21 protein-coding genes are annotated in these 21,820 nt (G+C 47.5%); 4 read left to right on the top strand and 17 right to left on the bottom strand.

Annotation, left to right across the window (positions count from 1 at the left end):
- Positions 1-89 precede the first annotated feature (89 nt).
- Positions 90-1,346: a ribonuclease H-like domain-containing protein gene (locus BpJC4_RS11715; protein WP_151680724.1), complete on the bottom strand. Its 1,257-nt coding sequence runs from the start codon at positions 1,344-1,346 to the stop codon at positions 90-92.
- Positions 1,334-3,586, bottom strand: a complete 2,253-nt coding sequence (locus BpJC4_RS11720) for a DEAD/DEAH box helicase (protein ID WP_216643731.1) — start codon at positions 3,584-3,586, stop codon at positions 1,334-1,336. Before BpJC4_RS11720 ends, BpJC4_RS11715 begins: the two co-directional genes overlap by 13 nt.
- A gap of 208 nt (positions 3,587-3,794) precedes the next feature.
- Between BpJC4_RS11720 and BpJC4_RS11725 the strand changes: the two genes are divergently transcribed.
- A complete protein-coding gene (locus tag BpJC4_RS11725; protein WP_151680726.1) occupies positions 3,795-4,250 on the top strand; it encodes an Hsp20/alpha crystallin family protein in 456 nt (151 codons plus the stop codon).
- Between the two features lie 127 nt (positions 4,251-4,377).
- Here BpJC4_RS11725 and BpJC4_RS11730 read toward each other — a convergent pair whose 3' ends face one another.
- From BpJC4_RS11730 to BpJC4_RS11740, 3 genes are all read right to left on the bottom strand, one after another.
- Positions 4,378-4,875, bottom strand: a complete 498-nt coding sequence (locus BpJC4_RS11730) for a YppG family protein (protein WP_151697942.1) — start codon at positions 4,873-4,875, stop codon at positions 4,378-4,380.
- Positions 4,876-5,153: 278 nt separating this feature from the next.
- Complete coding sequence (locus BpJC4_RS11735) at positions 5,154-5,516, bottom strand: YppE family protein (protein WP_151680728.1); 363 nt, start codon at positions 5,514-5,516, stop codon at positions 5,154-5,156.
- Between the two features lie 101 nt (positions 5,517-5,617).
- Complete coding sequence (locus tag BpJC4_RS11740; protein ID WP_151680729.1) at positions 5,618-5,857, bottom strand: hypothetical protein; 240 nt, start codon at positions 5,855-5,857, stop codon at positions 5,618-5,620.
- An 85-nt stretch (positions 5,858-5,942) separates the two neighbouring features.
- Between BpJC4_RS11740 and BpJC4_RS11745 the strand changes: the two genes are divergently transcribed.
- Entirely contained in the window at positions 5,943-6,200 is a 258-nt protein-coding gene (locus tag BpJC4_RS11745; protein WP_151680730.1) for a hypothetical protein, read from the top strand.
- A gap of 54 nt (positions 6,201-6,254) precedes the next feature.
- Here the strand turns inward: BpJC4_RS11745 and BpJC4_RS11750 are convergent, their stop codons facing one another.
- Complete coding sequence (locus tag BpJC4_RS11750; RefSeq protein WP_151680731.1) at positions 6,255-7,211, bottom strand: DUF2515 family protein; 957 nt, start codon at positions 7,209-7,211, stop codon at positions 6,255-6,257.
- A 223-nt stretch (positions 7,212-7,434) separates the two neighbouring features.
- Here BpJC4_RS11750 and recU point away from each other — a divergent pair, with 223 nt between their 5' ends.
- Complete coding sequence (recU, locus tag BpJC4_RS11755; RefSeq protein ID WP_151680732.1) at positions 7,435-8,043, top strand: Holliday junction resolvase RecU; 609 nt, start codon at positions 7,435-7,437, stop codon at positions 8,041-8,043.
- A 98-nt stretch (positions 8,044-8,141) separates the two neighbouring features.
- On the top strand, positions 8,142-10,835 hold the full coding sequence (locus BpJC4_RS11760) for a PBP1A family penicillin-binding protein (RefSeq protein WP_151697943.1): 2,694 nt from the start codon (positions 8,142-8,144) through the stop codon (positions 10,833-10,835).
- A gap of 48 nt (positions 10,836-10,883) precedes the next feature.
- Here the strand turns inward: BpJC4_RS11760 and BpJC4_RS11765 are convergent, their stop codons facing one another.
- From BpJC4_RS11765 to panB, 11 genes are all read right to left on the bottom strand, one after another.
- Positions 10,884-11,390: a YpoC family protein gene (locus BpJC4_RS11765; protein ID WP_151680734.1), complete on the bottom strand. Its 507-nt coding sequence runs from the start codon at positions 11,388-11,390 to the stop codon at positions 10,884-10,886.
- A 2-nt stretch (positions 11,391-11,392) separates the two neighbouring features.
- Positions 11,393-12,046 carry an endonuclease III gene (nth, locus tag BpJC4_RS11770; RefSeq protein WP_151680735.1) on the bottom strand — a complete coding sequence of 218 codons (654 nt, stop codon included), beginning with the start codon at positions 12,044-12,046 and terminating at the stop codon, positions 11,393-11,395.
- A gap of 273 nt (positions 12,047-12,319) precedes the next feature.
- A complete protein-coding gene (locus BpJC4_RS11775; RefSeq protein ID WP_151680736.1) occupies positions 12,320-13,015 on the bottom strand; it encodes a DnaD domain-containing protein in 696 nt (231 codons plus the stop codon).
- 122 nt (positions 13,016-13,137) lie between these two features.
- The gene (gene asnS / locus BpJC4_RS11780; RefSeq protein ID WP_151680737.1) at positions 13,138-14,430 is read right to left on the bottom strand and encodes an asparagine--tRNA ligase; all 1,293 of its coding nucleotides are present in this window, start codon (positions 14,428-14,430) and stop codon (positions 13,138-13,140) included.
- A gap of 114 nt (positions 14,431-14,544) precedes the next feature.
- A complete protein-coding gene (locus BpJC4_RS11785) occupies positions 14,545-15,732 on the bottom strand; it encodes a pyridoxal phosphate-dependent aminotransferase (protein WP_151680738.1) in 1,188 nt (395 codons plus the stop codon).
- Positions 15,733-15,754: 22 nt separating this feature from the next.
- The gene (locus BpJC4_RS11790) at positions 15,755-16,207 is read right to left on the bottom strand and encodes a cell wall elongation regulator TseB-like domain-containing protein (RefSeq protein ID WP_151680739.1); all 453 of its coding nucleotides are present in this window, start codon (positions 16,205-16,207) and stop codon (positions 15,755-15,757) included.
- A 22-nt stretch (positions 16,208-16,229) separates the two neighbouring features.
- The gene (locus BpJC4_RS11795) at positions 16,230-16,400 is read right to left on the bottom strand and encodes a YpmA family protein (RefSeq protein WP_151680740.1); all 171 of its coding nucleotides are present in this window, start codon (positions 16,398-16,400) and stop codon (positions 16,230-16,232) included.
- A gap of 179 nt (positions 16,401-16,579) precedes the next feature.
- Positions 16,580-19,387 carry an ATP-dependent DNA helicase DinG gene (gene dinG, locus BpJC4_RS11800; protein WP_151697944.1) on the bottom strand — a complete coding sequence of 936 codons (2,808 nt, stop codon included), beginning with the start codon at positions 19,385-19,387 and terminating at the stop codon, positions 16,580-16,582.
- Between the two features lie 129 nt (positions 19,388-19,516).
- Positions 19,517-19,900: an aspartate 1-decarboxylase gene (gene panD, locus BpJC4_RS11805; protein WP_151680742.1), complete on the bottom strand. Its 384-nt coding sequence runs from the start codon at positions 19,898-19,900 to the stop codon at positions 19,517-19,519.
- 27 nt (positions 19,901-19,927) lie between these two features.
- Positions 19,928-20,773 (bottom strand): pantoate--beta-alanine ligase, encoded by an 846-nt coding sequence (panC, locus tag BpJC4_RS11810; RefSeq protein WP_151680752.1) that lies wholly within the window; start codon positions 20,771-20,773, stop codon positions 19,928-19,930.
- A gap of 14 nt (positions 20,774-20,787) precedes the next feature.
- The gene (gene panB / locus BpJC4_RS11815) at positions 20,788-21,627 is read right to left on the bottom strand and encodes a 3-methyl-2-oxobutanoate hydroxymethyltransferase (protein WP_151680743.1); all 840 of its coding nucleotides are present in this window, start codon (positions 21,625-21,627) and stop codon (positions 20,788-20,790) included.
- Between the last annotated feature and the right edge of the window lie 193 nt (positions 21,628-21,820).

A 21,820-nucleotide genomic window follows, 5' to 3' on the forward strand; every position in this document is an offset into this window, starting at 1 on the left:
CCGATGCGACAAATCGCAACACTTCCCGCCAAAACCGCGGCCATTTCCGTCGAATGATGCGCTTGCCCAGGAAATAGCCGAACCGGATTTTATTTTTCCCGGCTGCGTAATTTCCTGTGCAGCCGTACGAGCCGTTTTTCCGTTTCCAAACGGTGCTTTTTCCATTTGGCTGAACCAAAAGCGCTAAACCGCTCGAATATGCCAAGCGCCTTTTCGGCGTAGCCAGCAGCCAATTGGTAGTTCTTTTCCGTGTGTTCAAACAGTTTCGCCAGTTCAATGCACGCTTCCGCCCCCATGGCACCTGGCGCTTTTTCCGCCACTTCGGCCCACAGCCGTTCTGCTTTTTTGTATTCTTTCCGTTTTTTGAACTGGAAAGCGAGGCGGTGTTTAGCGGCCAGATCATCACCGGCCGCCGCCTGTTCAAAGTTTCGGATGGCAGCATCATCTTCGCCGATAGATTCAAACCATTTTCCGACAAGCCGTTTTTCCTTTGCCGTTTGCCCGGGGTCCGCCTGCAAAATTTGAAAAGTCAGATGCGTGTACAATGCAATTAAAGATAAAATGTCCAGTTCATTATGCTTTAAAACACCGAACAGGCCTTCAGGATTTTTGCGTTCGACGAAATCAAAATAAATCATCGGCGCCAAATGCCCGGGGATGTCCCCCGCCCGTTCAAATCCTAAAATTTCCCGTTCGACATTTACAAGTTTGACCGATTCGAGTTCATCCTTCCAAAGCCTTTTTGCCGCATGGTACAAATCAAAATGGCCGAACTCAGGGAGACGCGGCACATGGTCACGGATAAGCGTGTGCCGCGTTTTTACCTGCGGCCAGTCGAAAGCTTTTCCGTTATATGTGACAAGCGTTGTGTAATCGATATTTTCCAAAAAACTGTAGTAAAGCGGTACTTCAAGCCCCGGTTCCGGAAGAACATGCTGCTTTAAAACGACCCCTTCTTCCGTAAAAGACGCATACCCGAGCAGAAAAATCGTATTGCCCGCTCCGCCGCCGAGCCCGGTTGTTTCGGTGTCGAAGAAAAACAAATCGTACGGGCTGTACCCTTTGGCGGATAAGGGATGCCGGACGGGGCTCCTATTCCACAGCTTTACCGCCTTGAGATAATCTTGGAACTTATATTTGCCGTGCTGCGTTTCAAGCGGATAACGAACGGTCCGGATCAGGCAGTAATCGCCATCCAAAAAGTACGGGGAAGCCAGTCCCTTTTCCCACATATCAAGGTAAGGGATTTTCTCCACCTGCTGCTTCCCGTCTGTCACGGGAGGCGCCGGATTGTCCCTTACAATATGGCTTTTCATCCGGTTTAATTTGTCTTTTAGTGACGGCATGATGCACGTCCCCCGCTTTCTAGCGCATGCAGCCAATAATCCAAAAGCTTTATGGCTGCACCTTTCGCATCGCCTGCTGAAGTTTCCGCCCCGATGCAGGATGGGCAGCCGTCTTCGCACGGGCAGCTTGATACCATCGATTTTGCCGCTTCAAGGATTTCATGCGCGCCGGCGTATATTTTTTCGCTCAGCCCGATGCCCCCCGGATACCGGTCATAGAAAAAGATCGTCGGCTTTTCGTCATGGACCGCTTTTACCTGTGGCACCGCCTGGAGATCATGCAGGTCGCACATGGCAAAAAGCGGTGCAATCGACTGGAGCGCGTGTGCCGCGCCAATAAGCGCGCTTTCCAGCTGTTCTTTCGGCATCACGTTTTCGTCCAAGGAGAACCAGACCGCATTTGTATGCAGTTCCATTTCAGGCAGGTGGATCGGTCCCGAGCCGATGTTTTCATGCGTATTGAATTTAATCTTTTTGAAAATCGTCGGCATCGCACGCACCATTACGTCGCCGTAGCCGATTTTTGCCCCCTGCAGATCGCAAGCCTTGTCTTCTTCCAGCACCCGCAGTTCCACGGCAAGATTGGCGTCCGTGTAATAATCGACAGCTACTTCACGGACAAACGCCTTTTTCTCTTCCCAGTCGAGTTTTTCCACCTGGTATTGCACCGCCTGATGAAGGTAAATGGCTTCTTCATGCAGCAATGTCATTGCGCTGAACTGGTCCATCTCCCCGATCACCCGTACGTCCGGCGCGCTTGTGATATCAATAATGACGACATTTTCCTGCGAAGCGGAGCGCAGGCTGATGTTTTGGGAGGGAAATGCGTCGTTCATCCAGTACCAAGCATCACCGCGCCGGTGGAGGATCCTTTCATCTGTTAAAAATTCAAGCACATCTTCAATTTCCACACCGCCGAACGTTTCGCCTTTTTTAAACGGCAGCTCGTATGCTGCACACTTAACATGGTCCACTAAAATGACAAGATTATCCGGATTGATGCGCGCAGTTTCAGGGGAACGGTTAAAAAAGAACTCCGGATGGCGGACGATATACTGGTCGAGCGGGTTCGACCCTGCCACCATGATAACGAGCGATTCCCCCTGCCGCCTCCCCGCGCGTCCGGCCTGCTGCCAGGCGCTTGCAATCGTGCCGGGATAACCGGTCATGATGCACACCTGCAGCTGCCCGATATCGACCCCAAGCTCGAGGGCGTTCGTGCTGACGATCCCGTAAATGTCGCCGTTCCTTAAGCCTTGTTCGATTTTGCGGCGCTCGGTCGGCAAGTACCCCCCGCGGTACCCCATGATCGATTTGTCCCCGAGCTCATGTTTCACCGTTTCATGCAGATATTTTAAAATGATTTCCACCTTGACCCGGCTTCTTGCAAACACGATCGTCTGGATTTTGTTTTTTAAAAGTTCACTTGCAATATTCCGGACTTCAATGGTCGCGCTTCTCCGGATATTGAGCGGCTTGTTTACGAGCGGCGGGTTGTAAAAAAGAAAATGCTTTGTCCCGCTCGGCGCGCCGTTTTTGTCAATCAGTTCCATTTTTTTGCCGGTGAGGTTTTCCGCCAGCTCTTTCGGGTTTTGGATCGTGGCAGATGTACAAATGAAAATGGGATTACTCCCGTAATAGCGGCATATCCTTTTTAATCTCCGTAGCACGTTGGCAACATGGCTGCCGAACACACCTCGGTATATATGTAGTTCATCGATGACGACAAACCGTAAATTTTCAAAAAAAGATACCCATTTTGTGTGGTGCGGCAAAATGGCGGAGTGCAGCATATCCGGATTGGTGATGACAATATGGCCGGCTTTGCGCACCCGCTGCCGGATACTGCTTGGGGTGTCACCGTCATATGTATAACTGTTCACCGCAACGCCCGCTTCTCCAATGATTTCGTTCATTTCGCTTTTCTGGTCCTGTGCGAGTGCTTTTGTCGGAAACATATAAAGCGCTCGCGCATTCGGGTTTTGAATCACCGTCTGCAGAACAGGCAGATTGTAGCAAAGCGTTTTGCCCGATGCCGTCGGGGTAACGGCCACAAAGTCTTTGCCCGACATCGCAAGGTTGAACGCCTCAACCTGATGTGAATACAGCGCTTTTATCCCCCTGTTTTCCAAAGCGGACCGGACGCGCGGTTCCACGTTTTCCGGAAAAGGCGCCGTTACGGCCGGTTTCCCCTCTATCGTATGCCAGTGGACAATCCGTTCCCGGAAAGTACGGTCCATCCGCAGCTGCTCCAATATATCCTGCAATTTCTTTTTTCTGAACAATATTCCTCACCCCGTTCTTCCATTATAGCGAATAAACGTTCGTTTATAAAGAGTGTATTTCACTTTTTTCGCCGCATTTTCATATAGTAAGGTAAAAAGTTTTTGCCCTTTGATAAAAAGGGCGAGGGACAGCACGAAACTTTATCCAGAAAGGAGCATCCGCATGTCCAATTTATCCGGCCCAAATGAAAAAAATCCTTTTTATGAGCTGATGCACGCCATGGATCATTTTTTCCAGGAAAAACCGGTCAAGCATTTTTTGCAGAGCATCGACGAATTTTTTTCTTCCCCGTTTCCGTTTGATGCTTTTCCGGTACGCATGGAAGAGGAAGAAGACATGTACTTGATTACGGCCAAACTGCCCGGATACAAAAAAGACCAGATTGAAATCGATATTTTCCAGCAATTTATCACTATTTCCGTTAAGCATGACGAAACAGAAACAAGCGTTGATGAAGAAAAGCAGTCTTATGTAAAGAAAAGCGAAGTTCGGCGGCTGTCCCGGACGGTTTCACTGCCGCATCCGATTGACGGCGAGCAGGTGAAAGCAAAGTACGATAACGGCTTGCTTACGATCCGGGTGCCGAAAGGAAAGAAGAAAAGACTGCTGATCGAATAGGGCTGCATTCTAGGCAGCCCTCATTTTTTTATCATTCAGTTCATGGCCGCGCCATCCGCTTTGCTAACGGGCATCTGGCGGCAGGCTGTGAATAAAGCCTTTGAATAAGCAAAAAGAGCCTGGAAGCCTATTTTTTAAACAGGCCCCCGAGCCCCTTTACCATCGATGATACCTGGTTTACAGCATTCATCATCTGCCCGGCGGTATTGACCATTTTATTAAAATCGATGGAGCCGTCCTGCGACTTAAAAGAATTTAAAAACGACCCTCCAATATGCGGAGGCTTTTGCGGAAAATTGTGTTTCGGGTAAGGATGCATATAACTGTTTCCGCCCTGCTGACCGTTTTTCTGCTGCTGATTCGGCTGCAGCGGATTTTCGAACAAATGCATGCCGTCATCATGCCCGAAATTTTGTTGGATTTGCCCGTGTAAAGGCCCTGCCGCTTGATTATATCCCCCTCCAAACGGGCCATAATGGTACGGATAAAGCGGATAGCCGTAAACATGTTGCTGCGGCTGGTACGGTAAAAGCGGGTAGTGCGGCATGAGGCCGGGCATTTGCGCCGGATAAATATGATTCCCCATCACAGGGCGTCTGAAATGAGGTTCATGAAAAACGCGCATCGCCATCTCCTCCTGCATGCTCCTCATGATTAATGTATGAAGGGCGCAGAAAATGGTGATATGTCCAAGAAAAGCGGAGGGCGTTTGCTTATCGGCGTATGAACTTCACAGCCCCCGAACTGAGATAAAGGAAACGCATCGAGTTCCATAGAGCGAGCCGATGTTGACTTTCAAAAGAAGTGGGATTGAAGTTCACTAGCCGAAAATACCTGCAGCTGACAATTGAAAAGCGGAGGAGCCTTTCCCAGGGGCGAATGGATTTTGAGAAAAGCCAAGCTTTACGCCCGTTCCAGTTCTTCCTGGAGCCTTGCCAATATATATTTAACCGACTGGAAATGGTCCAACACCATTTTTCGGCTTGATGACGGATAAAAGGCGCGCACGGAAACCATCTGCAAGTTTTCGGCCGTATGTTCAAGCTGTAAGACAAACAGATGTTTCGGCCTGTTTTCGGCCACCCATACCTTTGCAAGCGGCAACCATTCATCAATTACCTCTTTCAGGCGATCGCAAAAAGGTTTGACTTCGCTGAAAAAATCTTTTTCCTCCCCGGTTTCCTTGACCTCATGGTAAATATTTGAAAGCTGTTCCGTATATTCGATCAATTGCCTGTTTAAATCTATGAGATGCCTGAGTTCCATCTGCCTACCCCCATATTGGCCATCAGCAGTGCTCTGTTTATGCCTGTGGCAGCGGAATACCCTGCAGCAGAGCCTGCCTGGTAAAACCTTTTTCTTTTATTTTAGGAAGTCTTCTTCTTTTCATCAATCCTGTACGATTGCGCAAGGGCAATCTTCCTGAATTCCTCCTCCCTTTTTTCGAGATTATCCAATTTCATTTTAACTTTTGTATAGAGGTACCATTGCTGTACGGACAATTTCTCCATTTCTATTTCCATTTTCTTTTGGATTCCAGATCTGATCATTTCCAATGCAATTTCCATCTCATCCAGTCCTTCCAAAAACTCTGCTTTTGAAAGCATTCGTTTTCCCCCTTTTCGCCCGGAACACACCGGAATTTTTTGCTTAATTTTTCATTCTTGTTCCGGCTATGAAGTCCCTTCATACTTGACAAAACTAGAAGCAATTCGGCAAAGAAAATGGCTTTCTCCGATTTTTGCGTTGCTTTTCGACAGCATGCATGCAAAAAGAGGTTTTGCAAACAATAAAAACGGCCGGAAAAACCGGTTTAATCTCGAGGGAGGTGCTCTTGCCATGAAAACGAATGACAATAAAGCGCAGCAGCAAAAAAAGGCGCAGGAACAAAAAGGGTCTACGGTAAGCGGAAACCCGAAATTAAACGGCCCTGACCGCCCTTCCACCTGATCAAAGCAAAAAGCAAGGAGTTTTTCCTTGCTTTTTGCTCGTCGAAACTTATTTTCACCACCTTTTCAACTGTTCCGCCATTGCGCTGAACTGCCTGATCCGTTTCCGTTTACGGAAGTACCAGTTGGTGATGTCTAACGGGTGTTCAAGTTCCCCAGGTAAAAACCACTCTTTCTGCAGCTTTTTTCCCTTACTCCAGTCCCGCTTTTCCTTCCAGTCGTGCCGGACAACGGGGAAAATCGCCCGGAGCGCTGGTGCATCTTGCGTCAGCCCGAAAAGGCATTCATAATCATAGCGCGATCCGGTGTGGGGAATATTTAAAGCAAACCGGAAAAAACGGGTATATATATCCGGATGGAAGAGGATACCTGCAAGCCGTTTCCCGAGAGCAATCCTTTTTCCCGTATTGTTGAAATGCACGACCGAATCCCCGTACAGCCTCCCCTCAAGCGTTGGAAACACGACACAGTTCAAATGGAAAAGATCCTGCAGCCGGTACCATATGGATGAAAAAACGCGGCGCCGGTAATAAGGATGCCCGACAACCGGATGCTGGATAAGGTTTTGTTCATTTATGATGAGCGCATTTAAAAGCCTTTCCTGATTCCGGTATTGGAAAAAATGCGCCCATTCGGTTACCATAAAACGAGACGTTTGGAATGCCGGGAGAATCTCAAGCAACCCGGGATCGTACAACGTGGCATAACGGTAAACCAACAATTGCGGATAGGCGTCATGGAAAATCATCCAATTGGCCCGTTCGTAAGTCGAAAAAAGCTGTTTGCGGGCCTGCTCCGGAATCATGGCGGAGAGCACGCCCCCAAGGTCGCACATATTCCAGCCTGCATTCCTTGACACCATGGAAGCCAGAAAGGCCCACTTGATTTCCGGATGCCGGCGGTAAAATTGAAAATAAGCGTCCGTCCTTGTAATATTATCCTGATTCAGTTTTGATGTTTCCGCCCGGATCCTTTTCACCCATTGGCCCGGGTCCAAACGGTTTTTCGGCATGTCTTCCGCCTGCCTTTACATTTTACTTTATGCGGTGGGATTTGCCACACACAATTACCTCCGCGCTTCGGTAGGCTGGGAATGGCGCTTCCTTTTTGTATCTTTCGCGCAATTTCGCTTGGATCAGCAGTAAATCATTTTGCTTATCCGACCGTTTGATTTTTTAATACATATTTCCTGTCTGTTCTGCTATGATATAATTTAGCTTATGAGGTGAAAGAACATGGAATTGCGTTACCCGAACGGAAAAGTGTATAAAGAAAACCCCGGAACTTACAACACACAGGAAAAACAGAAAAATATTTTGTATGGCAACCGGGGCATGACATTGGAAGATGATCTTAACGAAACCAATGCATATTATTTGCAGGAAGGCATCGCCGTTATTCATAAAAAGCCGACCCCGATCCAAATTGTCCAGGTCGATTACCAATCGCGGAGCACCGCGGTCATCAAAGAAGCGTATTTTAAGCAGCCGTCCACGACTGACTACAACGGGGTATGCTGCGGCAAATATATAGACTTTGAAGCGAAGGAAACGCAAAACCATACTTCTTTTCCGCTTCATAACTTCCATAAGCATCAAATCAGCCACATGAAGCAGGTTGTGGCACAAGGCGGAATCTGCTTTGTCATTCTCCGTTTTGCGAAAGAGGAAGAAATTTTTTTGCTCGAATCCCGCCATTTATTTTTTTACTGGGATAGAATGCTTGCCGGAGGGAGAAAATCGATAAAAAAAGAAGAAATCGAAGCAACCGGGTACCCGATTCCGGTCGGATACAGGCCAAGAATTGATTATATCGCCATTTTAAAAAAATTGTATAATTTTTAAAACCAATAAGCCCGGCCGGCGTAAAGCCGCGTCCGGCACCGAATATGTACTTGTAATCTAAATCGGCTTTTCAGGTTTAGAAGAAAGGAATGCTAAGCATGGCAGAAAAATACCAAACCCGCGAAGAACGCCGGAAACAAATGCAGGCAAATAAACATAAAAACAAAAAGAAAGGGAAACCGAGAAACAAAGTTTTAACGTTTATCAAACGGCTGGTTCTTGTCTGTTTCCTTCTGGGGCTTGTCGGGCTGCTTGCAGGTGGCATTACGTTTGCGTACTATGCAAGCACTGCCCCGAAATTGACAAAAAAACAACTGACCGATCCGGTCCCATCGGTTATAAAAGACAAGAATAACAAAACTGTTGCGGTTTTAGGTTCTCAAAACCGGAAGTATCTTGATTACGACCATCTTCCGAAACTTGCGGAAAACGCAATCCTGTCAACGGAAGATGCGCGCTTTTACCAGCATCACGGTGTTGACCCTATCCGCATTGCCGGAGCCGTCGTCGCAAACTTCAAAAACGGTTTCGGCTCACAAGGCGCAAGTACATTGACACAGCAGGTTGTTTCCATGGCCCTTAATAACAAAAACGAAAAAACGATAAAAAGGAAAGCCCAGGAAGCATGGCTCGCGATCCAGCTTGAAAGAAAATATACAAAGCATGAGATTCTCGAAATGTATATCAACAAAGTGTATATGTCGGACGGCATTTTCGGCTTTGAAACGGCTGCTGAACATTATTATGGCAAAAGCTTAAGCAAATTATCACTTCCGGAAATAGCCGTCCTTGCAGGAATGCCACAAAGCCCGAATAATTACAACCCGTTTGACCATCCGGATCTGGCGAAAAAAAGGCGGGATATTGTCCTTTTCCTCATGTATCAACACGGAAAAATCACAAAAAAACAGATGAAACAGGCACAGGCAACACCGATTAAGACAGGCCTTGTGAGTGAAAAAGACAGGAGCTCGAATGCGAATAAATACCCTGCTTTTATGGATGAAGTGATTGAGGAAGTCCAGAAACTTGGAAATTACAATGTTTATTCGGACGGGTTAACGATTTACACCACTTTAGATCCGAATGCGCAAAAATATACGGAGAAAATCTTAAATTCAAATTCCGTCATCAACTATCCGGACAATAAACTTCAGGCCGGCATTGCGCTGGTTGATACAGAAACCGGTGAAATTCGCGCACTCGGCGGCGGGCGCAATATGAAAGTGGAGCGTGGCTTCAACTATGCGGTGGACACGAAACGCTCTCCGGGGTCCACGATTAAGCCGATTTTGGATTACGGTCCTGCAATCGAATATTTAAAATGGTCGACCGCCCACCAGCTCAATGACGTGAAAACCACATATAGCGACGGCACGCCGATCAATGACTGGGACAACAAATTTTTGGGCGCAATGTCCATGAGAAAGGCGCTTTATTTATCCCGGAATATCCCTGCTTTTGAAACATATAAGGAAGTCGGCGGGGAAAACGCGCTAAAATTTTCCAAAAAACTCGGCTTTAACTTCGGAAAAAACGCCCTGAACGAGTCCGCCTCTATCGGCGGGGGCCTGCAGGTTTCACCGTTGCAGATGGCCGCTGCATATGCGGCTTTTGGGAATGAAGGGATTTACAACCAGCCGCATGCGGTTAGAAAAATTGTTTTGCGGGACGGCGTAACAGAAATTAAGCCGCATTACCAAGCGAAAATTGCCATGAGCGACTATACCGCTTATATGATTACAGATATGCTGAAAGATGTGCTGACAAAAGGCACGGGTATCACCGCAAATATCCCGGGGCTTCATGCCGCAGGTAAGACAGGTACGACAAACTTCAGTGATGAGGACTTGGCAAAATACGGAATATTAAGTTCCTCTGTCCAGGATGCCTGGTTTACCGGTTATACTACGAGATATTCACTGTCGGTATGGACCGGCTACGAAAGCGAAAACGGCAAGAAATACGGCATTACAAGACCATACCAAACGATTGCCCAGCAAATCTACCGCCATTTAATGAGCTATGTTTCAGAGGGCAAGACAACGCCTGACTTTACAATGCCGAAGAGCGTGGTGAGAATTGGAAGCGAATTGTATATCCGCGGGCATGTGGATACAGCAATCGATAAAAAATCCGTAAAACTGGATTCGCCGTTAAATGTCCAGGCCTCATACGACGCTAACGGCAATAAAATTGTTGTGACATGGGATTATGCGGATTCGGGCGCAACCTTTAAAGTTGCCGGGTCGGTTAATGGCAATGCACAATCCTTTGGCACGACAACAAGCAAGTCGCTGACCATTTCCAATCCGGAACCGGGCGCAACCTATACTATTAATGTCACCGCCACTTTAAACGGCGTGACAAGCAAAGCGGCATCGGCAAGCGTAACAGTGCCGGGCAACAATTCCGATACGCAGGCCGGAAACGAAAATGGCCAGTCAAAGGGTTCTTCTTCGAATAACAGCTCGAACAGCTCAAACACAGACCAAAATTCAAACAATAACAACGGGTCAGGATCCGATAACGGCACAAGCAGTGATAATACGAACGGCAATGGAAGCAGTTCAAGCAACGGTTCAAGCAGCAGTGATTATGACAACAGTTCAGAAAACAACAATAACGGAAATGGCAATAATAGTAGCACCAATAGTGGATCCAGTTCAGAGAACGGTTCAAATAACGGCACTGAAGCGAACGGAGGTAGTTCGAACAACAACTCAAAAGGCAATTCGGGTAAAAGCCCAAAAACAAACAAAAACGTAATAAAAAACGGCGGTAGCGAATAAAAAGCAAAAAAAGCATGGAGACCCACAGTCTCCATGCTTTTTTTGCTTTTATTTTTGCCATTTTACCTTCGCCTGTTTTCCCGCCCAATGTTTATGCTGCTCATCGATCAGTTCGGACAACTGGCAAAAAGAGGGGTAGGATCCCGGCCGGTTTAAAATAAAGCAGAGCCGTTCCCCGATATTGACCGGGACCGTTTCAAGACGCCCAAGCTCTTTATCCAGCCCCTTGAGCACAACAGGTTTCCGGTTGCTCCAAAATAAAATAGAAATAAAAACGGCAATGCCCTCAAGCATGCCCGTTTTTGTATGCTTCTCCCTCTGGCGGAACTGGCCTTCCAACATGCTTTTGACCCCTTTCCAATATTCCAGATATTGAGGAATGTACCGTTTTCCGTCCTGCCAAGGCGTTTCCGCATTTTGGGGCACAGAAGCATATATCAATTCATACGGGAAAAAGCCGCGATTTTCCAGGCTGTCCGCTCCGGGATCGATTTGCTGTTTTCTGCCGCTAAAAAATAAAGGGTGCATTAAACATTCCGGAACCGTGATTTCCAATTTCACCCCTCCCTTTTTTTCATACGTTTTTTTCCTTCCCTGCATAAATCCAAAAGTGGGCAGATTTCACACTGCGGATTTTGCGCTTTACAGTGGTAACGGCCGAAGAAAATCATCCGGTGGTGCGTGACCGACCATTCTTCTTTTGGCACTTTTTTCATCAGTGTTTGTTCGACTTCAAGCACACTATCTTTGTACCGGCAGAAACCGAGCCGTTTGCTTACCCTTTCCACATGGGTATCCACGGCAATCGCCGGTATGCCGAACGCAACGGACAAGACGACATTCGCCGTCTTTCTCCCTACACCGGGAAGCTTCATTAGTTCTTCGCGGGTTTTCGGCACTTCCCTGTTAAATTCTTCGATCAGCATTCGGCACATCTTTTGGATATTTTTTGCCTTGTTGCGGAAGAGGCCGATCGACCGGATATCGTGCTGCAGTTCTTCTAAAGGAACAGCGAGGTAATCTTCCGGCACCATATATTTTTGGAATAAGATTTTTGTTACTTTATTGACGAGCGCATCCGTACACTGCGCGGATAAAGTGACAGCAATGAGCAGTTCAAAAGGGTTGGAATGGTTTAACTCGCAGTGGGCATCCGGAAACATCCTCCCCATTTCATCTAAACAATATCGGATTTGTTGTTTTGTCAGCATGATCATAACTCCTAAAGCAATTAAGTTAACATAATAAAATTATTGTAAACTTATTTATTCAACCATCGGTAAACCCGGCGGGAACATTCTCCTGGGGCTTGGCAAAGCGCTTCCGCCTTTCTTTATTGTCCAGCTGCGGCGTTATCGGCTATCGGATTTTCCGGCCTCTTCCCTGAGATAAGCGGGCATCGGCTCCTTCGCCTTGTTTCCTTTATCACCAGCCTGAGGCCAAATCAAATCCGTACGCGATGAATAAACATCCTCCGCTTTTTTTCATTGCTCGAGCCAGTTATAAAACGGAACTGGATTTGATGTTTTCGGTTTTTCAGCGGCCGGTTTGGATGGTTTACGAAAATTTCTCGCATATTCGCGCGCTTCTTCCACAGTAAGGATACGATTCTTTTTCCATTCAAACAGGATGCGGTCTATGTAGCGGAAATTCAATTTGCCGGAGATGACAGCTTCACGGAGGGCGGCTTTAATCAATTCGGGGGACTGTCCGTCCTGGTCGATCCACATTGCCAATGTTTCGCATTCCAGCGGGGAAAGCGGCCTGCCGAACTCCTGTTCAAACGTTGTGTATAAATCGGTTTCTTCGTTTAAGCTTTTTTCGAGTTCATCCTGTTTTTTCTCATAGACAAATTCATCCGCCAACTTGGCCCATAATGGCTTAATGGAATATTTTTCATAAAGGATACCGCCCTCGCCATGCCCTTCTTCAATGGATAAAAACTGATGCTGGATCAGCCGCCGCAAGATGGATACACACATGCTTTCCGGAATCGTCATCCGGTTTGCCAAATCTTCGGGCGTCGGGAATGAATTTCCTTCTTTTAAAAAAGAATAAACTTGCAGCAAAAGCACAAGTTCCGTTTCATCCAGGCCGAGCTGTTTATATTTTTTCAACAAAAGCTGGGGGACCGACAAAACCCCTTCTTCCCACCAAGCCAGTAAAATCTCTTTATCCATATTGGACACCTCATGTATAAGTATAGCAGTTTAAAGGCCGCAAAGGAATGGAAAAACCATTCCGGTTGCTGCGCTAAAAGAGAAAAACGGCTGCACAAAAAAACTGCAGCCGTTTTTCCATATTAAGGATAGATACGGTTCAAAAGCCTTGGGAACGGAATTGTTTCGCGCACGTGATCGACACCTGCAATCCAGGCAACCGTCCGTTCCAGCCCGAGCCCGAAACCCGAATGCGGGACGGAACCGTACTTTCTTAAATCGAGGTACCACTTATAAGCATCTTCGGAAAGGTTAAATTCCTTGATCCGCTTGAGCAGCAAATCGTAATCATTGATACGTTCGCTGCCGCCGATAATTTCCCCGTACCCTTCCGGCGCGATCAAATCCGCGCACAACACGGTTTCCGGCCGGTTAGGATCCGGTTGCATATAAAACGGTTTAATCGCCGTAGGGTAATGAGTAATAAATACAGGCTTGTCAAAGCTTTCGGCAATCGCCGTTTCATGCGGCGCTCCGAAATCTTCGCCCCACTGGATATCATCGAACCCTTTTTCGTGGAGCAACTGAATGGCATCATCATAAGTGATCCGCGGGAAAGGCACTGTTACTTTTTCTAGCATAGATGTATCGCGCTCAAGCCGTTTGAGTTCCAAGCCGCAGTTCTTCATAACAGACTGGACGATATGGGAAACGTACTGTTCCTGTACTTTCAGGCTGTCTTCATGTTCATAAAACGCCATCTCCGGCTCTATCATCCAAAACTCGATCAAATGGCGGCGCGTTTTCGATTTTTCGGCACGGAACGTCGGGCCGAACGAAAAGACTTTCCCGAACGCCATTGCCGCAGCTTCCATATAGAGCTGGCCGCTTTGGGAAAGATAGGCGTCTTCATCAAAATATTTTGTGTGGAACAGTTCCGTTGTCCCTTCCGGCGCGCTCCCCGTCAAAATCGGCGGATCGATTTTCGTAAACCCATTCTCATTGAAAAATTCGTAAGTCGCCCGGATGATTTCATTCCGGATTTTCATGACTGCATGCTGGCGGCGCGAACGGAGCCACAAATGCCTGTGGTCCATCAAAAACTCGGTTCCGTGTTCTTTTGGCGTAATCGGGTAATCAACGGCTTCATGGATGACCTGGATGCCGGATACCTGCAATTCATAGCCAAAAGGGGAACGGGCGTCTTCCCGGACCGTACCTGTTACATAAAAAGACGTTTCCTGACTCATTGATTTTGCCGTATGGAATATGTCTTCTTCCACTTCGTTTTTCACAACGACCCCCTGGATAAAACCTGTCCCGTCGCGCAGCTGCAGAAAGACGATTTTTCCGCTCGAACGCTTATTGTTCAGCCAAACGCCGATCGTCACCTCCTCCCCAATATGATGGTGTACTTCTGCAATTGTGATTTTCACGGTATTTCCCTCCAAAAAAGAAAAAACATTCGTTCCTTTTTCCGGCCTGTTCAACATATGTAACGGAATCCATTATACTAAAACGGGCCGGAAAAAGGAAACAGGTTAAAAAAATCAAGATTTTTTATGCGTTTCAATGAAGTTTGCAATCCGTTTCAGCGCTTCCTGCAAATTTTCTAATGAAGTCGCATACGAAAGGCGGATATTGTCTTCCGCACCGAAACCGGAACCCGGCACGACCGCGACGCGTGCTTCTTCAAGCAAAGCGGCGGCAAAGGCGTCAACCGTGTCGTATCCTGTCATTTTTGCGGCTTTTTTCACATTCGGGAATAAGTAGAAAGCACCCTGTGGTTTAATGCATGTCACCCCGTCAATTTGTACGAGCTGGTCGAAAACCGCATTTAACCGCGATTCGAACGCCTGCCGCATTTCCTCAACCGGCGCCTGATCACCCGTATAAGCCGCCAATGCCCCATACTGGGAAGGCGTTGTCGGATTGGAAGTGGAATGGCTGGCGAGATCAGTCATCTCTTTAATGATTTCCGCATTTCCGGCCGCATAGCCGATCCGCCATCCTGTCATCGAATGGGATTTCGAGACGCCATTAATGATCACGGTTTGCGCTTTTAGTTCAGGTGATATTTCGGCAATCGACACATGTTTACTGCCACCGTACACCAACTTTTCATAAATTTCATCGGAAATTATTAAAATTCCGTGCTCAAGGCAGACATCACCAAGTTTTTCCAGTTCTTCCCGTGTATAAATCATGCCGGTCGGATTACTCGGTGAATTCAAAATAAACGCTTTTGTGCGCGGCGTAATCGCTTCTTTTAACTGCTCCGGGGTGATTTTAAATTCGTTTTCTTCTTTCCCGTCCACAAAGACCGGTTTGCCTTCCGCAAGTTTCACCTGTTCCGGGTAGCTGACCCAGTACGGTGCCGGGATGATCACTTCATCGCCTTCGTTTAATAGGACTTGGAACAGCGTATAAAGCGCGTGCTTTGCCCCGCTCGTAATGATGATTTCATTCGGTTTAAAGACAAGCCCCTGGTCTTTTTGGAACTTTTCGATGACAGCCTGCTTGAGTGGAGCCATCCCGCCGGCCGGGGTGTATTTCGTCTGACCGTCCAACATCGATTGGTAAGCGGCTTCGATGATTTCCTTCGGGGTATTAAAATCCGGTTCACCTGCGCCAAGGCCGATGACATCGATACCTTCCGCTTTCATTGCTTTCGCTTTTGCCGTAATCGCCAATGTCGACGATGGTGTTAATGCACTGACCCGTGTTGCCAATTCCATTCCATTCATCTCTCCAATCTTGTCAATGGGATTTTTTTAAGAAAGGAACCTCATAATAACTAAGGTTGTTTCCTTTTATATAAGCAACTTCCCAAATGGGAACTTGGCTGTCCATGCCGAGGCGCACGGATAAAATTTTATCCGGCTGTTTGTTTTGCCTTACCTGATTGACTGCATCCTGTTTTGATATCCCGCTATTCCAGTTTAACACTACAATGCGTTTCGGATGTTTTTCGGGGATCCAAACTGCCTTTTTGGCGCCGCCTTTTCCTTTCCCGACGACAACATAATAGGTGGCATTCCCGTTATAAAGGTAAAATTGGTCGACTGACCGGATGCCAGCTTCCGTTTTTGCAAGCGACTGCGCTTTTTTGTAAGCATCGTTATACGGTTTCCTTGCCCCCCAATAGGTTTGCGCCGCGAATCCCACGATGACGGCAATAAATATGCCGATAATGATCAATGCTTTTTTCATCCATAACCCTCATTTTCCAATCTTACGTACGGTAAATCGTAAATTTCGCCATGCTTGGGTCTTCCGTGTCCAACGCAAGCCCAAACATCAAATTTTCATGCTTTAATACCCTGTTTAGCACATCAACGATTTTATACAGGTCCGGCTGATGCTTGATTTTCACGCTTGAAAGCACTTCAATTTTGCCTTCCATCGAGACCACCCTTTATAAGCAGATATTGTAACTCATATCACGCCCCGCACAGGCTATAATATGATCACTGAATCATTTCCTTCATCATTATAGCAGCAAAAAATGAATGAAAAAATGATGAATTCAATAATTTTTTCTGGTCCACCTTTTTTGTGCTGCTTTTCGGCAGCGCAATTTTTTTACAGCCAATTTTCAATCGTATCGAGCGTTTCATTAAGCGTCTGGTGCTTGATCCTGACTGGCGAAAGCGATTTTGTAAAGGCCGGCCCGTACGTCGTCGTTTCAATCCTTCTGTCGAGGACGAGAAAAATCCCGCGGTCCGTTTTTGTCCGGATCAGCCTGCCGAACCCCTGCTTAAACCTTAATACCGCTTCCGGCAAAGAATAGGCGGAAAACGGATTTTTCCCCTGGGCCCGTAAATAATCGCATTTCGCTTCCGTAACCGGCTCGTCCGGCGGCAAAAACGGCAGGCGAACCATCACAAGGCATGAAAGGTCATCGCCCGGAATATCCACCCCTTCCCAAAAGCTGCTTAAGCCGAACAAGATCGCTTTATCAAATTTTTGGAAGGTCTTCGTCATTCTCGACCGGCTTCCGCTCGAGATCCCCTGCGCAATGAGCATATAATCTTCAAGCATACCGCTATCTTTCATGAGCTGGTACACCTTTTTCAGCAAATCGAACGATGTAAATAAAATCATCATCCGCCCTTTTGTCGCTTCGGAAACGGCAAGCAAATATCCGGCTGTTTTTTCTGCGAAGTCATCAAGCCGGACAGTTGAAATATCCGGCAGATCACTCGGGATGATGAACTGCACCTTTTTGTCATACCGGAACGGCGAAGGGATGCGGACCGTTTTTGCCGTTTTTGCCGAGAGTCCGACTTCCTGGAGAAAATACTGGAAACTACCGTTTACGGTCAATGTCGCCGAAGTCAGGACGACACTCTTCTTTTTGGCAAAAAGCTTATTCCGCAATATTTCCCCGGCATAGACCGGCTGGCAATGGATAACAAGACTGTTCGGGAGCGCGCGCAAATCCCCTTCAAGCCATACGACATCACTTCTTCCCCCGTTCTCGTTCTGTCCGATGAAAATCGCCATATTGTCCCTTAATGCATCCCAGTCTGCCAAAAAGCTGTACATTTCTTCGATAAAAGCCTGTTCCTCTTCCGTAAGGCTTTTTCCCGCAAGCAGCTGTTCAAGCCTTTCTGTTACGGCCTGCGAAATGTCTTTTAAAGAAGCCCGGATGCGTTCCGTACAATGCAAAACGGCCTGCCATGATTTTTGTTTCCAGTTTTCTTTTTTGATCCTTAATTTAATCTTATGATAACCGGACGTATCTTTTTTATGGCGCATGACTTTCCGGGCTAGCATCCCGAACAGGTCATCGATTTCGGCATCAAGCGCCTTTAAGAGTGATTGGGCTTCGAACGTGTGCGTCCTGCCATGGAGCCCGTATTTCTCCATCAGCTGCTCCAGCTCATAGAACAACTGTTTTTGTTCATAGAGGCCGATCCTGCTCACCATATATTTCATTTGGTTATAATCCGCGCGTTTCCCCATCATTTCCCGTGCGGCTTGTTCCAGATGGTGTGCTTCATCCACAATCACGTATTGGAACACGTCAAAAACGGACCGGTCCCTGCCCAGCTCCCCGCACAGCATCGCATGGTTCGTGACCGCAATGTCGGCTTGTTCCGCGCAAGCTTTGGCATGGAGATAAAAGTCACGCGTTTTCCACGGGTCCTTTTTATCGGTATGCCAGCCGTCCTGCTTGATCCGCCGCCAATATTTTTTCCCGCCGCCCGATAAGTTCAGCTCGTCGACATCCCCGCTTTCTGTATCGGTCAACCAAACCAAAATCTGCATTTTTGCCAGCACCGAATCATACTGGTGATCCTGCTCTTTTAACGACTGCTCAAACTTGAATAAATGCAGGTAATGGCTCCTTCCCTTTAGCAAAACCGTCCGGAGCGGGACATTCAGGATGCGCTCGAGCGATTTGATTTCCTTGTTTAAAAGCTGGTGTTCAAGTGCTACCGTATACGTGCTAATTAAAACGGGCTTCTGTGAGGCGACTGCTTGGTAAGCGGCCGGCAGCAGGTAAGCCAAAGATTTGCCGACGCCCGTTCCCGCTTCCACCGCGACATGGCGGCCGGAAGACAAAGCATCCCGGACATGGTCCATCATGTCAAATTGGGCGGGGCGCATTTCAAAGCCGCTGCCGGCACCTTGGAATAATTTTTCTTTTTCACCAACTGTTGCCGGGTAACTTCCGATAACACGCGGGCCGGAAGCGGGCGGCACGATTTTTTTCCGCCTCAAGGCAATGCCGCGGAATACTTCCAATTCAGGAGGGAGATCATCCGCATGTCTGCGCTTCTCCTCAAGAATTTCCTGAAAAAGGTAGGCAAGGTCGCTTTTTAAGGAATAAGAAAGAGGGGCGAGTTTTTCAAGCGTTACAAGCGGTAGGGATGCACATCTTTCAATGCAGGCAAGAAAAAGTTTAGCCGTAACTAACGCGTCGCTGTCTGCCCTGTGCGGCCTTTCATGGGAAAGGGACAAAGCCTCCGCCAAGTCGGCCAATTTATAGCTTTCCAAAGTCGGGAAGGCGATTCTGGAAAATTCGACCGTATCCATGTTGAATCCGCGGAACGGCGGTAATCCGGCTTCTTTTAATTCCTGCTGCAAAAATGGCAGGTCGAAAAGCACATTATGGGCGACAAAAATACTGTTTTCAAGCATTTTCATAATGCGCGGGGCGATTTCCAAAAAAAGCGGCGCATCTTCCAGCATGTGGTCCTCAATGCCCGTCAATTCCCCGATAAAGGCGGGAACCGGCTGTCCCGGGTTGACAAAGCTGGTGAACTGCTCCTTAATTTCCCGGCCTTCAATCACAACGGCGGAAAATTGGATGATGCGGTCGCCTTTCTTTGCTGAATTTCCTGTTGTTTCAATATCTACGACTACATAGCGCTGTAACATACCATCACCTGATATAAAATTTTGCCCCGTATCTTTCATATTGTATTATTTTAACATAAAAACGAAGATTCGCCATATAGGATCGCGCAAAATGGAAAACCGCACCTGCAAGCAAGTGCGGTTTTCGTTTTATATTACGGTCGAAGCCGGTTCTTCCGACAGCATTTTTTCAATCCGGTTATTGGCGTCAAGCAAGGCGATTTTCGGGCGGTGGTATTTCATTTCTTCTTCCGTCATCAAGGCATAAGAGATAATGATCACGATATCCCCGACCTGGGCAAGCCTGGCTGCCGCCCCGTTTAAGCAGATAACCCCGCTCCCCCTTTTTCCCGGGATAATATAGGTTTCAAAACGAGCCCCGTTATTGTTGTTTACGATTTGCACTTTTTCATTTGCCGCCATACCGGCCGCATCCAAAAGATCTTCATCAATCGTAATGCTGCCAACATAGTTTAAATTCGCTTCCGTCACGGTTGCGCGGTGTATTTTCCCGTTCATCATCGTCCGGAACAAAACAATCCCTCCAAAATCTGCGTGATGTTATATTTCGAAAATGATGTTGTCAATAAGGCGCGCTTTTTCAAATTGGACAGCTATGGCCAGGATAGAGCGCCCTCTTAATTCAGCGACCGGCTGCAGTTCAGGGTAGGAATACAGTTCGACATAATCGATTTTTCCATTTGTATGGGTTTTAAGATGCTGCTTGGCGATCGAAATGATTTTTTCGGGATTCCTTTCCCCCTCTTCGACCGCTTTGTTTGCAATTTGCAAACTTTTATACAGTTCAGGCGCCTCTTTCCGTTCCGCTTCCGACAAATAAACGTTCCGTGAGCTTTTCGCGAGACCGTCCTTCTCACGGACAATGCCAACCGGCACAATTTCAACCGGAAAATCATAATCACGCACCAAACCTTCAACAACCGCGACCTGCTGGGCATCTTTCAACCCGAAATAAGCGCGGTCAGGCTGGATGAGATGAAAAAGCTTTGTGAGTACTGCCGCCACCCCGTCAAAATGGCCGGGGCGTTTCCGGCCGCAGAGGACATCGGTACGCTTGGTGACCTTCATTTGCACCGATAAAGGGTGCGGGTACATTTCTTCCGACGTTGGGATGAACAAAACGTCCACCCCTGCCGTTTCTGCTTTTTTCCGGTCCCCTTCTGCATCGCGCGGATACCGCTCGAAATCTTCGTTCGGCCCGAACTGGAGCGGATTGACGAAAATGCTCATAAACACAAAATCGTTTTCTTTCCTTGCCCTTTCCGCAAGTGCCAGGTGCCCTTCATGGAGAAATCCCATTGTCGGGACAAAACCGATGGATTTCCCTTCTTTTTTTAGTTTTGTTGCAATCGCCTGAATTTCCTTTCTTGTTGTGACGACTTTCATCCCCGCAGCTGTATTCATTGTGTGCGCCCTCCATAAAGCACCGCAAGCTCTTCTGATTTCATCGTGTACGTATGTTTTTCTTCCGGGAACAGCCGGTTTTTCACTTCCTGTACGTACTGCGTTAACCCGTTCCGCATGACCGTATCAGCGTCGGCAAACTGTTTTACAAATTTTGCAACCCTTTCGCTGCCAAAGCGCACCAGGTCGTGGAATACGAGCACCTGCCCGTCAACAGCACGGCCTGCGCCAATGCCAATAGTCGGAATCGTCAAACTTGCCGTCACTTCTTCCGCAAGTTGCCGTGGCACGCATTCAAGGACGACCGCAAAGGCGCCGGCCTGTTCGCAAGCTTTTGCGTCTTCCAGCAGTTTTTTTGCCGCCGCGGCGGTTTTCCCCTGAACTTTATAGCCGCCGAAAATCCCGACTTTTTGCGGCGTCAACCCGATATGCGCCATGACCGGAATGCCGGCTTCCGTTAGCGCTGCAATTTTGTCCGCCACTTCAGCACCGCCTTCCAATTTAACTGCGTGCGCCCCTCCTTCCTGAATGATACATGCACTGTTTTTCAGCGCTTCATCGCGGCCCAAATGATACGACATAAAAGGAAGATCTGTTACAATAAATGTATTTTTTGCCCCGCGTTTCACCGCTTTCGTATGGTGGACCATATCGGACACCGTCACAGGGATCGTCGAATCATAGCCGAGCACCACCATGCCAAGCGAATCGCCGACAAGAATCATGTCCACACCCGCTTCTTCCGCCAGTTTCGCAGATGGATAATCGTAAGCGGTTACCATTGCGATTTTTTCTTCCATCTGCTTCATTTTGAAAAAATCCGTTGTCTGCTTCACTTTCAATCACTCCTCACCTGTCATGGAATTGACCGGATCAGAGGAAAAACAAACAATTAGAAAAATGGAGCCCTTCTTTAGACAGAAGGGCTCTCGTGTTTTTCAATTGTTCATTTCGGCCCTCTGTCCCCGTCCGATTCGGATCAAGGCAGAATCTATTTTTGTTTTGCAATTCTTGTATGGTATAGTTCCG

This window comes from Weizmannia acidilactici (assembly GCF_008974185.1).
Classification (GTDB): Bacteria; Bacillota; Bacilli; order Bacillales; family Bacillaceae_C; genus Weizmannia; species Weizmannia acidilactici.